Raw genomic sequence first — 12,882 nt, forward strand, 5'->3', positions numbered from 1 at the left:
GCGACATGGACCTGCAGAAGCGTCTGGACGAGGCCGCCCGCCGCCACGACGTGCCGGGAGCCGCCGTCGCGGTGTGGACGGGCACCGAGCTGGTCGAGGCCGCCACCGGCGTGCTCAACAGGAACACGGGCGTGGAGACCACCGTCGACAGCCTGTTCCAGGTCGGCTCCACGACCAAGATCTGGACCGCCACCCTGGTGATGCGCCTGGTCGAGGAGGGACTGGTCGACCTCGACACGCCAGTGCGCGAGTACCTGCCCGAGTTCGGCGTGGCCGACCCCGAGACCAGCAAGGCGGTCACGGTCAGGCACCTGCTCACCCACACCGGCGGCTTCGACGGCGACCTGTTCGAGGACACCGGGCGCGGCGACGACTGCGTCGAGCGCTACCTCGAGTTCCTGCACGGCGCGGGCCAGGCGCACCCCCTCGGCGCGCTGTTCTCCTACTGCAACTCCGGCTACGTCGTGCTGGGCGCCCTGGCGGCCAGGTTCGGCGGCGGCACCTGGGAACAGACCATGCGCGAGCGGCTGCTCGAGCCGCTCGGCGTCACGCACGCGGCCCTCCTGCCCGAGGAGGCCATCCTGTTCCGCGCCTCGGCGGGGCATGTCGGGCCGGACAACGCGGTGCACCCCGGCTGGCAGATGCCGCGCTCGAACGCCCCCGCCGGATCGACCATGTGCCTGGCTCCGCGCGAGCTGGTCCGCTTCGGCCGGATGTTCCTCGACGGCGGCGAGGGCGTGCTGAAGGCCGAGACCATCGCCGCGATGACCACCCCCCAGGTCGACGTGCCGGGCGTGCCCGGCCTGATGGCCGACCGGTGGGGCCTCGGCTTCGAGCTGTTCGACTGGGGCGCGCCCGTCTTCGGCCACGACGGCGGCACGATCGGGCAGAGCACGTTCTGGCGCATCATCCCCGGCAGCGGCGTCACGATCGCCATGAGCGGCAACGGCGGCGGCTTCCTCGGGCTGATCGACGAGGTGGCCCTGCCGGTCATCCGCGAGCTGACCGGCCTGCCCGTCCCGGCCCTGCCCACGCCGCCCGAGCGGCCCGAGCGGGTCGACGCGGCGCCGTACACCGGCACCTACGCCACCCCCGCCGCGGTGCTGGAGGTGACGGGCGCCGACGGTGGCCTCGACGTCACCACCGTCCCCGGCGAGTACATGGCCAGGGCGGGCGCCGAGCGGGTGACCGAGAGGTACGTGCACATGTCGGGCCAGACGTTCATCAAGGTGAAGGCCGATGGCGGCGGCCACCTGCCGATCACCTTCGTGATCGAGGACGGCAGAGCCGCCTACCTGCACAACGGCAGGGCGGTGCCGCGTGCGTGAGCTGTTCGAGGCCGCGGACGTGGAGGGCTTCCTGCACGCCCGCGAGATCGACGGCGAGCGCGAGGTCTGCCACCGGGCCGACGACCCCGTGGTGCTCGCCTCGGTCTTCAAGATCCCGATCGTCCTGGAGTACGCCCGCCAGGCCGCGGCGGGCCTGATCTCCAGGACCGAGCGCCTGCCGCTGACGATGGAGCACCGCGACGGCGGCATCGGCACCTCGGGCTGCGCCGACGAGATCGAGCTGTCGCTGCGCGACCTGGCGCATTTCATGATGTCGATGAGCGACAACGCCGCCACCGACGCGCTGCTGGAGAAGGTGGGGGTGGAGCGCGTCAACGCCACCCTCGCCGAGCTCGGGCTGACGCGCACGCACCTGATCGGTGACTGCCGTGTGCTGCTCGGCACCGTTCTGACCGAGCTGGGTGCGGGCTCGTGGGAGGAGGCGGAACAGGTCGATCCCGAACGGCTGCGCGCGCTGTCGGTGCTCGATCCCGCCAGGACCTCGGCCTCCACCCCGCGCGAGACCACCACGATGCTGGCCAGGATCTGGCGTGACGAGGCGGGCCCGGCCGAGGCGTGCGCCGAGGTCAGGCAGATCATGGGCAGGCAGATCTGGCCGCACCGGCTGTCGTCCGGCTTCGGCGACGACGTGCGGGTGTCGGGCAAGACCGGCACGATCTTCGGCATCCGCAACGAGGCCGGCGTCGTGGAGTACCCCGACGGCCGCCGTTACGCCGTCGCGGTCTTCCTCCGGCCGCGCTCGCTCGGCCTTCGCCTGCCCGCGGCGGACGCCGTGATAGGCGCCGCGGCCCGCAGGGCGGTCGACGAGCTACGCGGCTGATGTCGGTCTTCGTCCACTATCGTGAGGAGATGACGACCCGGCCGAGGGCCAGTCTGCGCCGCATCCTCCACGACCTGGGCAGCACCGTCCTCGACGTCGCCGCCTCCCCTGGCGACCTCGACGCCGAGGTCACGGGCGTCCACATCTACGACCCCCTCGACGAGCTGATGCTGCCCTCGGGCGGCATCCTGCTCGGCGTGGGGGTCGACGGCGCCGAGAACATCTGCGACCTGCTGGAGGCCGCGAGGGCGGGCTCGGGCATCGTGATCAAGCAGCCCGTGGCGGTGGACGAGCGGGTGCGCGCCAAGGCGCTCGAGACCGGGGTCGCCGTCCTCGGCCTCACCCGCGCCGCCTCCTGGTCGCAGGTCGCGGCGCTGCTGCGCTCCCTGCTGGCCGAGGGCGACCTCAGCGAGTCGGGACAGGAACCGTCCGACGACCTGTTCTCGCTGGCGAACGCGTTGTGCGCGCTGCTGGACGCGCCCGTCACGATCGAGGACCGCTCCTCGCGGGTGCTGGCCTTCTCGGGACGGCAGGACGAGGCCGACCCGGGCCGCATCGCGACCGTGCTCGGCAGGCAGGTGCCAGAGACCTACCAGCGCATGCTCGACGAGCAGGGCTGGTTCCGCAAGATCTACCAGAACCCGGGACCCGTCTACATCCCGCTGCACGACGCCCTGCCCAGGGTGGCCATCGCGGTCCGGTCGGGCGACGAGATCCTCGGCTCCATCTGGGCGGCGGTGCGCGAGCCGCTCAGCAAGCAGCGCGAGTGGGCGCTCACCGACGCCGCCAAGATCGTCGCGCTGCACCTGCTGCGCCAGCGCGTGGGCGCCGACACCCGCAGACGGCTGCAGGCCGACCTGCTGTCCACCGTGCTGGAGGGCGGCAGGGACGCCGCCGAGGCCGCGGGCAGGCTCGGCGTCGCCAGCGAGCGGCTGTGCGTCCTGGCCGCCCAGCTGGCCGACGACCAGATCGACTCGGCCCAGTCCGAGTCCGACCGGCAGCGCTTCTGCGACGCCCTCGCCCTGCACGTCGGCGCCATCCACCCCAAGGCCGCCGCCGCGCTCCTCGGCTCGGTCGCCTACGCCATCCTGCCGCTGCACGCCAGCGGCGAGGAGGAGGCCCGCGCCGTACGCGTGGCGCAGAGCTTCCTGTCCAGGGTCGGTCCCCGCCACAGCGCCAACATCGGCGTGGGCCGGCTGGCCGCCGACCTGAGCCAGGTGGCCAGGTCGAGGGCCGACGCCGACAGGTCGCTGCGCGTGCTGCGCTCCAGAGGGGCCCGCGGCGAGGTGGCCGGGTACAGCGACGTCCACTTCGAGGCGCTGCTGCTGCGCCTCGGCGACCTGGCGGCGGCCGAGGAGCAGACCCCGACAGGCCCCTACCAGCGGCTGCTGCGCTATGACGCCGAGCACGGCACCGAGCTGGCCGCCACGCTCGGCGCCTACCTCGACAGCTTCGGCGACGTCAACGCCGCGGCGGCCGCCGTCCACGTGCACTCCAACACCTTCAGGTACCGCCTGCGCCGGCTGACCGAGATCAGCGGCCTCGACCTGGCCGATCCCGAGGCCAGGCTGGCGGCCATGCTCATGATGCGGATCTTCGGACGGCGGCACTAGCCGGGCGGTTCCTTTCGTCGCGCCGTACGAAGAATCGGACAAGGGCAAAGGGGAAGGTGGGGCCACCCCACAGCCCCGGAGTCCGCATGAACACATCGAAGTCGGTGGCCGTCCTCGTGACGACGGCCGCGCTCGCCGCCTCCTGCGGCGGCCAGGCCACTCCCGGCGGCGGCGTCGTCGCCGGCGCGACCTACACCAGCACCGTCACCGCCGACCCAGGCGTGCTCGACCCCGCCACCGCCATCCTGTCGGTGACCAACACCGTGCTCGGCTACGCCTACGACACCCTCGTCGCGGCCAGGCCCGACGGCAGCCTGGTGCCGGCGCTGGCCGAGAAATGGGACGTCAAGCCAGACTCCGTCACCTTCACCCTGCGCAAGAACGTCACCTGCGCCGACGGCTCGCCCGTCACCCCCTCCACCGTGGCGGCCAACTTCACCTACATCACCGACCCCGCCGGCAAGTCGCCGCTCAGGGGCGTGCTCGTCCCGCCCGACCTCACCGCCAAGGGCGACGACGCCGCGGGCACCGTCACCCTGGCCACGCCCAAGCCGTTCTCCTTCATCCTGGAGAGCGCCAGAGACGTCTACATCGTCTGCGGCAAGGGTCTCAAGGACCGCTCGGTGCTGGCCAGGCAGACCTCGGGCTCGGGCCTGTTCCAGCTCACCGAGGCCGTCTCCGGCGACCACTACACCTTCAACCTGCGCCAGGACTACGCCTGGGGGCCGGAGGGTGTCACGGGCAAGACACCGGGACTGCCCGTCAAGGTGGTGCTCAAGGTCATCTCGAACGAGCAGACGGCGGTCAACCTGCTGGCCTCGGGGGCGGTGAACTCCACCGTGGTGACGGGCTCGGACCGGCAGCGCGTCGAGGCCGACCCCTCGATCACCAAGCTGGTCGTGGCCATGGGCAACGGCCAGTTCTTCTACCATCAGGGCGACGGCCGTCCCGCCAAGGACCCCGCCGTCCGCAAGGCGCTCACCCAGGCCGTCAACCTCCAGGAGCTGGCCGGCATCGCCGGCGGCGGCACCGGACGCAAGGCCACCAGCCTGGTCATGGAGCCGCGGCCGTGCAAGGGCGACAGCGTGACGGGCCACGTCCCCGCCTACGATCCCCGGGCGGCCGCCGCCGCGCTGGACGCCGCGGGCTGGAAGCAGGGCCCCGACGGGATCAGGCAGAAGGACGGCAAGCGCCTCACCCTGCGCTACCTGTTCGTCACGACCAAGGGAGCGGCCATCATGGCCGCGGCCGAGTACCTGGCCGCCGAGTGGAAGAAGGCGGGCGTGGAGGTGAAGCTGAACGGCGTCATCGACACCAAGCTCGCCGAGTCGCTCAACGCCACCCAGGACTGGGACGTGGCCTGGCTGCCGATCGGCGTGGCGCTGCCGTCCCAGCTGATCGGCTTCCTGAGCGGCCCCGCCGCGCCCGAGGGCGCCAACTTCGCCCACCTGGACAACGCCCGCTACACCGAGCTGGTCGCCAAGGCGGGTGGGCGGCCCGCGCCGGCCAGCTGCGCCGACTGGGAGGCGGCGGAGTCGGCCCTGTTCGAGGCGGCCGACCTGGTCCCCGTGGTGGAGAACACCGCGGTCGTGGCCGTGAAGGGCGCCACGGTGCAGGCCATCTCCTACATCGTCATCCCGAGCTCGATCCGCATGACGAAGGCGAGCTGACCTTGTTCGTGCTGCGCCGCCTGCTCAGGTTCGCGGCGGGGCTGGCCGCCCTGATGGTCGCCACGTTCGCGATGATCCACCTCATCCCCGGCGACCCCGTCAGGGCGGCCCTCGGCCCGCAGGCCCCACCGGAGCTGATCGCCGCCCGCAGGGCCGCCCTCGGCCTGGACGACCCGCTCGTCCAGCAGTTCCTGGACTACGCCGGCGGCGTGTTCACCGGCGACTTCGGCACCTCCTTCCTCAGTGGCGAGCCGGTGGGCCAGATCGTCATGGACCGGCTGCCCAACACCCTGTCGCTCGCCGTCCTGGCGACCCTCGTGTCGCTGCTGGTGGCGGTGCCGCTCGGCCTGTGGGCCGCGATCCGCACGGAGAACGGCCGCAACAGGGGCACCGAGCTGGGCTTCACCACCGGTACGGGGGCCGCCGTCGCGGTCCCCGAGTTCCTCTACGCGATCGGGCTGGTCGTCGTCTTCGCCGTCGTGCTCGGCTGGCTGCCCCCGGCCGGCAAGGACGGCGCGCTGTCATACGTGCTGCCGGTGGCCGCGCTGTCCATCGGGCCCGCCGCGCTCATCGCCCGCCTGGTCAGGGCCGAGACGGCCCGCGAGCTGGGCAGCGACTACGTCCGCCTGGCCAGGGCCAAGCGGTTGCCCGCCCTCAGGGTCCACCTCCGGCACGTGCTGCCCAACGCGCTCACCGCCACGCTGACCACCGGAGGGCTGCTGCTCGGCGGCCTCATCGCGGGCAGCGTGCTCGTCGAGTTCGTCTTCGCCTGGCCGGGACTCGGCATGCGGATGACCGAGGCGATCACGCAGAAGGACTTCCCGGTCGCGCAGGGCGTGATCCTCGTCTACGGGGCGATCGTGCTCGTCGTGAACACGGGCGTGGACCTGGCGCTGGCCGTGCTCGATCCCAAGTCGACCATCAAGGAGAGCTGATGCGGACCCCCTCAGGGCTGGCAGGGGCGGCGATCGTCGCGTTCATGCTCGTGCTGGCCGTCGTCGGGCCGCCGATCTGGGGCGACCGGGCCGAGCTGATCGACCCCGCCGCCGCGCTGCGGGGCGCCTCGGCCGCGCACCCGCTCGGCACCGACAACCTCGGCCGCGACATCCTGGCCAGGATGCTCGTGGCGGCCCGGCTCTCCCTGCTGCTGGCCGTGCTGGCCACCGCCATCGGCGCGGTGATCGGCGTGGTGCTCGGCACCCTGCCCTCGGTCCTGCCCCGCGGGCTCGGCCGGCTCGTGAGCTCCACCGTCAACGCGCTGGTGGCCTTCCCCGGGCTGCTGCTGGCCATGTTCACCGCCGTCGTCGCAGGACTCGGCGCGCGCGGCGCGGTGCTCGGCATCGGCGTCGCGCTCGCGCCAGGATTCGCCAGGCTCACCCAGACGCTGGCCGCCTCCATCGCGCGCGCCGACTACGTAGCCGCCGCCCGCATGCTGGGCGTCTCCAGGACGACGATCGTGCGCAGGCACGTGCTGCCGAACATCGCCGAACCGCTCATCCTCAACCTGACCGTCATGATCGGCGCCAGCCTGGTGGGCCTGGCGGGCATGTCCTTCCTCGGGCTCGGCGTGCAGGCGCCGGGCTACGACTGGGGACGGCTGCTCTTCGACGGCTTCGCGCGGATCTACGTCAACCCGATCGTCGCCCTCGGGCCCGCGCTCATGGTGGTGCTGGCCGGGCTCGGGTTCAACCTCATGGGCGAGGCGCTGGCCAAGAGCGCCACCCGCTCCGCCGTGCCCAAGGCGGGCGGGAGCCTCCCGCCCGCGGCCGACGGGGGAGCGGCGGACCCCGAGGCCGTGCTGGAGGTCAGGAACCTCACCGTCACCTTCCCCGGCGGCGTCACGCCGGTGCGCGAGGTGTCGCTCACCGCCGCGCCCGGCGAGATCGTCGGCATCGTCGGCGAGTCGGGCAGCGGCAAGAGCCTGACGGCCTACGCCATCGGCGGCCTCGTGCCCTACCCGGGAACCGTCGGCGGCGGGCCCGTGCTGCTGGGCGGGCAGGACGTCCACGCGCTGCCCGCCACCGAGCGCAGGAAGTTGCTCGGCACCTCGCTGGCGATGGTCTTCCAGGACCCGATGGCCTCGCTCAACCCCGCGCTCAAGGTCGGCGGCCAGCTCGCCGAGGTGGCCACCGTCCACCAGGGCGCCGGCAGGGCCGACGCCTGGCGCAGAGCCGTCGACCGGCTCGGCCACGTGCGCATCTCCGAGCCCGCCAGAAGGGCGGGTCAGCACCCGCACGAGCTGTCGGGCGGGATGCGGCAGCGCGCCGTCATCGCGATGGGGCTCATGGGCGCGCCCAGGCTCATCATCGCCGACGAGCCGACCACCGGCCTCGACGTCACCGTGCAGCGGGAGATCCTGCGGCTGCTGCGGGAGGTCACCGAGGAGAGCGCGGCCGCGACGCTGTTCATCTCGCACGACATGGCGGTGGTCGGGTCGCTGTGCGACAGGGTCGTCGTCATGTACGCCGGACGCGTGGTCGAGGAACTGCCCGCCGACAAGCTCGTCTCGGGCGCCGCCCATCCCTACACCCGCGCGCTGGTCGCCTCGGTGCCCGACATGTCAGCCGACAGGTCGCGCCCGCTGGCCAGCATCCCCGGCCGCCAGCCTGGACCCGCGGAGGTGGGGGAGGGGTGCGCGTTCGCCGCGCGCTGCGCCCTCGCCACCGGCCGCTGCACGGCCGAGCGCCCGCCACTGGAAGAACACGGCAAGGCGCACCGCGTCGCCTGCTGGGAGGCATCATGATCATCAAAGGGCTGACCGTGCGGTTCGGCTCGTTCACCGCCGTGGACGACGTCACGCTCGAGATCCCGCAGGGCCGCATCGTCGGCCTGGTCGGCGAGTCGGGGTCGGGCAAGTCCACGCTGGCGCGAGCGGTGAGCGGGCTGGTGCCGTACACGGGGGAGATCCTCGACGGCGGCGGCGTCCAGATGGTCTTCCAGGACCCCTACGCCTCGCTGAATCCGAGGATGACCGTCGGCGCCTCCGTGGCCGAGGGGCTGCGCCGGCCCACGGCCGCTTCGGCGACGTCGGAGGTCGAACGCCTGCTCGGCCTGGTGTCGCTGCCCGCGCAGCTGGCCGCCCGCTATCCGCGCGAGCTGTCGGGCGGCATGCGGCAGCGGGTGGCGATCGCCAGGGCGCTGGGCGCCTCGCCCCGGCTGCTGGTCGCAGACGAGATCACCTCGGCCCTCGACGTGTCCGTGCAGGGCGCGGTGCTGAACCTGGTGCGCGGGCTGAGGGCCGAGCTCGGGCTGTCGATGCTGTTCATCTCGCACAATCTGGCCGTGGTGCGCTACGTCGCCGACGAGATCGCGGTCATGCGGGAGGGGAGGGTGGTCGAGCACGGCCTGACCGACCAGGTGGTGGCGACGCCCGCGCACCCCTACACCCGCGACCTGCTGTCGGCGGTGCCCCGCCTGCCAGTCCCCTGAACCCAGGCCCCTGAACCGGGGTCACTCGGCGGGATGGCGCGGCGACAGCCACCGCATCCACGAAGGGCGGGCCGCGGCGGCGGGGTCGGTCATCGGCTCCGAGGCCGGTGGCGTGGGCACGATGACCAGCGTGCACCGGGCGTGGCGGGTGCAGTAGCGGCGGGTGGAGGGCAGCAGCAGCCGGTCCAGCCCGCCCCTGCGCCCCCTGCCCACCACCAGCAGATCCCCCGGTCTGGCCAGCTCCACCAGCAGCGGGCCAGGCTCGCCGAGCCTGGACACCGTGGCCGTGCTGATGTCCGGCGGGGTCCCGCCTGTCATGTCCTCGAACAGGGCCTGGATGAGCTCGACGCTCCTGGCCTCCTCGAGCTGGCTGATCGCGTGCGTGTACGGCAGCGCCTCGGGAAACGGGTGCACGGGAGCCCGGCTGACATGGACGGCGACCAGCGCCATGCCCCACAGCCGGGCCGCGCCGACCGCCCAGGCCAGCGCCCAGCGTGAGGCGGGAGAGTCATCCACCCCGACGACCACACGCGGTTCCACGGGTAGCATCGCGTCCTCCTCGAAAGAGGTTCGCGTCCAATACTGCGCCTGTCAGGGCCGCTCCACCACGTAATACGTCTTCGCATGGAAACCTGTTACCCGGGCGCCATCGTCCAGCAGCCCACCCAGGACGTCGCGGACCGCGTACCGCCAGGCCTTCGCCGCGCCGGGATCCTCTTTCCGCAGCGCCTCCACGTCCTCGGGGACCGCCACGAGCAGCACCTTGGCGTCCAGGTCGCCGGTGACGGGCCGGCCCGTCACCGCCCGCAGCGCCACCCGCGCCCCCTCGACCGTGTACGGCCCGGCGGGTGCGGCCAGCCGCCACACGGCCAGCAACCGGTCCGACTCGTCCCCCTTGTTGACGGCGTCGTCCATGGCGCCGTAGAAGCCGGGCAGGTACTCCTCGGGCCTGGCGCCCAGCTTGGCCAGGTTGAAGTGCGCGTTGCGGCGCACCAGCGGGTCGTAGGTCCAGGTGACGCGCTCGAGCCCGCGATCGAGCGCCCACGCGCGCTGGTGCCGCTTGAGCGCGAACCCGATGCCCCTGCCGACGAGCGCTCCCGTGATGTGGGAGTGCAGCGCGGCGCCCTCGGCGAAGAAGGCCACCGACGCGCCGACCATCACCCCGCCGTCGTACGCTCCCGCCACGTAGTTGCCCGCGTGCGACAGCGCCCGCATCATCTCGGGGTTGACCGGCTGGTTTCCCGGCTCGAAGCCCCAGATGCCGGTGAAGAGCCTGAAGGCCTCGGCGAACTCCTCCAGGCGGTGGAGCTCCCTGATCTCGATCACCGCAGCGCCTCGCCGAGGAACCTGTGGACGTTGCCGCCCAGGATCTTGAGCAGGTCCTTGTCCGGTACGCCCCTCCTGACCAGGGCCTCGGTGACCAGCGGGAGCCCGCGGGGCCCTTCGAGCCCGGGGACGGTCGCGTAGGGGTCGATCCCGTCGAGGCCGGCGTCCTCGCAGCACGGCGGGGTCACGTCCATCAGCACCTCCCTGACGAAGTCGGGGCCGAGGCCCACGTGGTCGATGCCGGCGACGGTGGCGACGTGCTCGATGTGGTCCACCAGCGTGTCGAGCGTGTAGCCGGACGGGTCGGCGGCCAGGAAGTGCGGGAAGAAGTTCACGCAGACGACGCCGCCGGTCGCGGCGACCGCCCTGATCTGGTCGTCGGTGAGGTTGCGGTGGTGGTCGCGCAGCGCGCGGGCCGAGGAGTGGGTGGCCATCAGCGGCCTGGTGGCCAGCTCCAGCACGTGCGCCACGCCGGAGGCGCCAAGGTGGGAGACGTCGAAGACGATGCCCAGCCGTTCCATCTCCTTGAGCGCGGCGACGCCCGAGGAGGTGAGCCCGCTGCCCGTGGCGTCCTCGCCGCTGCCGTCGGCCAGCGGCGTGCGGCCCCAGTGCGCGATCGAGGCGACCCGGACGCCGAGGCGGTGCACGGTCGAGATCAGCTCGACGCTGTCGTCCAGGCCCGGCATGCTCTCCATGGCCAGCACGAGGGCGATCTTGCCCTCGGCGAGGGCGGCGTCGATCTGGGCGGCGTCGAGGCACAGCGCCACGGCGTCGGCGTTGCCCTCGGCGATGACGTGCGCGCACTCGATCATGCGCAGCGTCTGGCGCAGCGCGCCCTCGGGCCGGAAGGCGTCGTCGACGAAGACGGGCAGCACCTGCAGCCCGACCCCGCCCTCGCGCAGCTGCGGGAGCCACTGCTCGGCGAAGAAGGGCGCCCACCGCTCGGGTGGGCGCGCGGCTACCGCCATCAGCAGGTCGTTATGGGTGTCCGCGACCACGGCGCGGCGGTGGAGATCCAGCGACATGCCCGTGACGCTATGCGAAAGCACAAGTCCGGAATTCGTCCTGTGACATCAAGACCTGGCCGTTCTTCGTGCGGGAGCCCAACCGCTCAGCCGAGCGGGATCCACTCCGTCGAGGTGGTGACCTCGTCGAGGATCTCCTTGACGGGATCCACGCCCAGGCCGGGACCCGTCGGCACCGTGAGGTGGCCGCCGTCGAGCTCGAAGGGCGCGGTGATGTCGGTGGCGTAGTAGCGGCGCGAGCCCGAGGTGTCGCCGGGCAGCGTGAAGCCGGGCAGCGCGGCCAGCGCCACGTTCGCGGCCCGGCCAAGGCCCGTCTCCAGCATGCCGCCGCACCACACCGCGACGCCGTGCGCCCGGCACAGGTCGTGGATGCGCCGCGCCTCCAGGTACCCGCCGATCCTGCCGGGCTTGATGTTGACGATCGAGCAGGCCTTGAGCGAGATGGCGGCGGCGGCGTGCTCGGCCGACTCGATCGACTCGTCGAGACAGATCGGGGTGCGCAGCCGCGTGGCCAGCTCGGCGTGCTGCACGAGATCGTCGTTGGCCAGCGGCTGCTCGATCAGCAGCAGGCCGAACGCGTCGAGCTTCGCCAGCTGCGGGGCGTCGACCAGGGTGTAGGCGGCGTTCGCGTCGACCTGCAGCAGCACGTCGTCGCCGAAGCGCTCCCTGACCGCGCGCACCGGCTCGACGTCCCAGCCGGGCTCGATCTTCAGCTTGATCCTGACGTAGCCCTCGTCCAGGTAGCCCTCCACCGCGTCGAGCAGCTGCGGGACGGAGTCCATGATGCCCACCGACACCCCGCACGGCACCCGGTCCCTCGTCGCGCCGAGGAACTGGCCGAACGACTCGCCCGAGGCCCTCAGCTGGGCGTCCAGCACGGCGGTCTCCAGCGCCGCCTTGGCCATGCGGTGACCCTTGATCGGCTCGAGGGCGCGGCTCACGCCGTACGCGTCGACGTTGTCGGGGAGCGCGGGCAGCAGGAAGCGGCGGATCACCTCGGCGGCGCCGTCGACGTACTCGGAGGAGTAGAGCGGCTCCGACATCGCCACGCACTCGCCCCAGCCCTCGGCGTCGGGCGTGACCACTCTGACCAGGAGGACGTCCCGCTCGTGCTCGGTGCCGAACGACGTGCGGAACGGCGCGACCAGCGGCATCGCGATCCGGCGCAGCTCCACTCCGGTGATTTTCATGCTGTCTCCACTTCGTAGCACGGACTCCGTCCGACGCTAGGCCACGACGGTCCCCCGAGGATTCGTGCCGGACGCCCGAATCGGGGCGTTTCTTCGTCTCCTACCCCTAACGAAGGGGGATCTATGATCCCTGAGTGAACGACGAGATCCGCGGCGGCCTACGCCGACGGGCTGCCGGAGGCGTGGAAGGGCAGCGGGGTGCGCGCGCCCGAGCCGCTCGCCGTCGTCGAGCGGGACGACGGCGACGTGGCCCTCTACCTGGAGGATGCCGGTGGCGAGCGGCTGACCGTCGAGGGGCACGCGGTGATGGCCAGGCGGCTCGGCCGGGCGCAGGGCGGGGCGACCGTGCCCGCCGCCGGCCTGCCCGCCCTCGACCGCCTGGTCCGCCAGACCGGTCGAGGCGGCGCACCGCTATCGCGAGCGGGGGCAGGCGATGATGTTCCTCGCCGGATGGGCCGAC

The 12,882-nt window shown here is 72.5% G+C and carries 11 protein-coding genes; 7 read left to right on the forward strand and 4 right to left on the reverse strand.

The window, feature by feature from the left end:
* Nucleotides 1-5: 5 nt before the first annotated feature.
* The 7 genes from H4W81_RS11415 (at nucleotide 6) to H4W81_RS11445 (ending at nucleotide 8,881) form a co-directional block, all read left to right on the forward strand.
* The gene (locus H4W81_RS11415; protein WP_192774780.1) at nucleotides 6-1,328 is read left to right on the forward strand and encodes a serine hydrolase domain-containing protein; all 1,323 of its coding nucleotides are present in this window, start codon (nucleotides 6-8) and stop codon (nucleotides 1,326-1,328) included.
* Nucleotides 1,321-2,169 (forward strand): serine hydrolase, encoded by an 849-nt coding sequence (locus tag H4W81_RS11420; protein WP_192774781.1) that lies wholly within the window; start codon nucleotides 1,321-1,323, stop codon nucleotides 2,167-2,169. The genes H4W81_RS11415 and H4W81_RS11420 overlap by 8 nt, the downstream gene beginning before the upstream one ends.
* A gap of 29 nt (nucleotides 2,170-2,198) precedes the next feature.
* Entirely contained in the window at nucleotides 2,199-3,782 is a 1,584-nt protein-coding gene (locus H4W81_RS11425) for a PucR family transcriptional regulator (RefSeq protein WP_192774782.1), read from the forward strand.
* 86 nt (nucleotides 3,783-3,868) lie between these two features.
* On the forward strand, nucleotides 3,869-5,452 hold the full coding sequence (locus H4W81_RS11430; RefSeq protein ID WP_192774783.1) for an ABC transporter substrate-binding protein: 1,584 nt from the start codon (nucleotides 3,869-3,871) through the stop codon (nucleotides 5,450-5,452).
* A gap of 8 nt (nucleotides 5,453-5,460) precedes the next feature.
* Nucleotides 5,461-6,387, forward strand: coding sequence for an ABC transporter permease (locus tag H4W81_RS11435; RefSeq protein WP_318782497.1), 927 nt, complete (start codon nucleotides 5,461-5,463; stop codon nucleotides 6,385-6,387).
* Nucleotides 6,387-8,195 (forward strand): dipeptide/oligopeptide/nickel ABC transporter permease/ATP-binding protein, encoded by a 1,809-nt coding sequence (locus H4W81_RS11440; RefSeq protein ID WP_192774784.1) that lies wholly within the window; start codon nucleotides 6,387-6,389, stop codon nucleotides 8,193-8,195. Before H4W81_RS11435 ends, H4W81_RS11440 begins: the two co-directional genes overlap by 1 nt.
* Nucleotides 8,192-8,881, forward strand: a complete 690-nt coding sequence (locus tag H4W81_RS11445) for an ABC transporter ATP-binding protein (protein WP_192774785.1) — start codon at nucleotides 8,192-8,194, stop codon at nucleotides 8,879-8,881. Before H4W81_RS11440 ends, H4W81_RS11445 begins: the two co-directional genes overlap by 4 nt.
* A 21-nt stretch (nucleotides 8,882-8,902) precedes the next feature.
* Here the strand turns inward: H4W81_RS11445 and H4W81_RS11450 are convergent, their stop codons facing one another.
* From H4W81_RS11450 to menC, 4 genes are all read right to left on the reverse strand, one after another.
* On the reverse strand, nucleotides 8,903-9,430 hold the full coding sequence (locus tag H4W81_RS11450; RefSeq protein WP_192774786.1) for a universal stress protein: 528 nt from the start codon (nucleotides 9,428-9,430) through the stop codon (nucleotides 8,903-8,905).
* 42 nt (nucleotides 9,431-9,472) lie between these two features.
* Nucleotides 9,473-10,207, reverse strand: coding sequence for a GNAT family N-acetyltransferase (locus H4W81_RS11455; protein WP_192774787.1), 735 nt, complete (start codon nucleotides 10,205-10,207; stop codon nucleotides 9,473-9,475).
* Nucleotides 10,204-11,232 (reverse strand): dipeptidase, encoded by a 1,029-nt coding sequence (locus H4W81_RS11460; RefSeq protein WP_192774788.1) that lies wholly within the window; start codon nucleotides 11,230-11,232, stop codon nucleotides 10,204-10,206. The genes H4W81_RS11455 and H4W81_RS11460 overlap by 4 nt, the downstream gene beginning before the upstream one ends.
* A gap of 86 nt (nucleotides 11,233-11,318) precedes the next feature.
* On the reverse strand, nucleotides 11,319-12,422 hold the full coding sequence (gene menC, locus H4W81_RS11465; protein ID WP_192774789.1) for an o-succinylbenzoate synthase: 1,104 nt from the start codon (nucleotides 12,420-12,422) through the stop codon (nucleotides 11,319-11,321).
* Nucleotides 12,423-12,882: the final 460 nt, after the last annotated feature.

Origin of the sequence: Nonomuraea africana (genome assembly GCF_014873535.1) — a bacterium.
GTDB lineage: Bacteria > Actinomycetota > Actinomycetes > Streptosporangiales > Streptosporangiaceae > Nonomuraea > Nonomuraea africana.

What these genes read in the sequence shown, in the direction of transcription:
- H4W81_RS11415 (WP_192774780.1), top strand. Translation starts at nt 6, where the DNA reads ATGGACCTGCAGAAGCGTCTGGACGAGGCCGCCCGCCGCCACGACGTG.
- H4W81_RS11425 (WP_192774782.1), top strand. Translation starts at nt 2,199, where the DNA reads ATGACGACCCGGCCGAGGGCCAGTCTGCGCCGCATCCTCCACGACCTG.
- H4W81_RS11430 (WP_192774783.1), top strand. Translation starts at nt 3,869, where the DNA reads ATGAACACATCGAAGTCGGTGGCCGTCCTCGTGACGACGGCCGCGCTC.
- H4W81_RS11440 (WP_192774784.1), top strand. Translation starts at nt 6,387, where the DNA reads ATGCGGACCCCCTCAGGGCTGGCAGGGGCGGCGATCGTCGCGTTCATG.
- H4W81_RS11445 (WP_192774785.1), top strand. Translation starts at nt 8,192, where the DNA reads ATGATCATCAAAGGGCTGACCGTGCGGTTCGGCTCGTTCACCGCCGTG.
- H4W81_RS11450 (WP_192774786.1), bottom strand. Translation starts at nt 9,430, where the DNA reads ATGCTACCCGTGGAACCGCGTGTGGTCGTCGGGGTGGATGACTCTCCC.
- H4W81_RS11460 (WP_192774788.1), bottom strand. Translation starts at nt 11,232, where the DNA reads ATGTCGCTGGATCTCCACCGCCGCGCCGTGGTCGCGGACACCCATAAC.
- menC (WP_192774789.1), bottom strand. Translation starts at nt 12,422, where the DNA reads ATGAAAATCACCGGAGTGGAGCTGCGCCGGATCGCGATGCCGCTGGTC.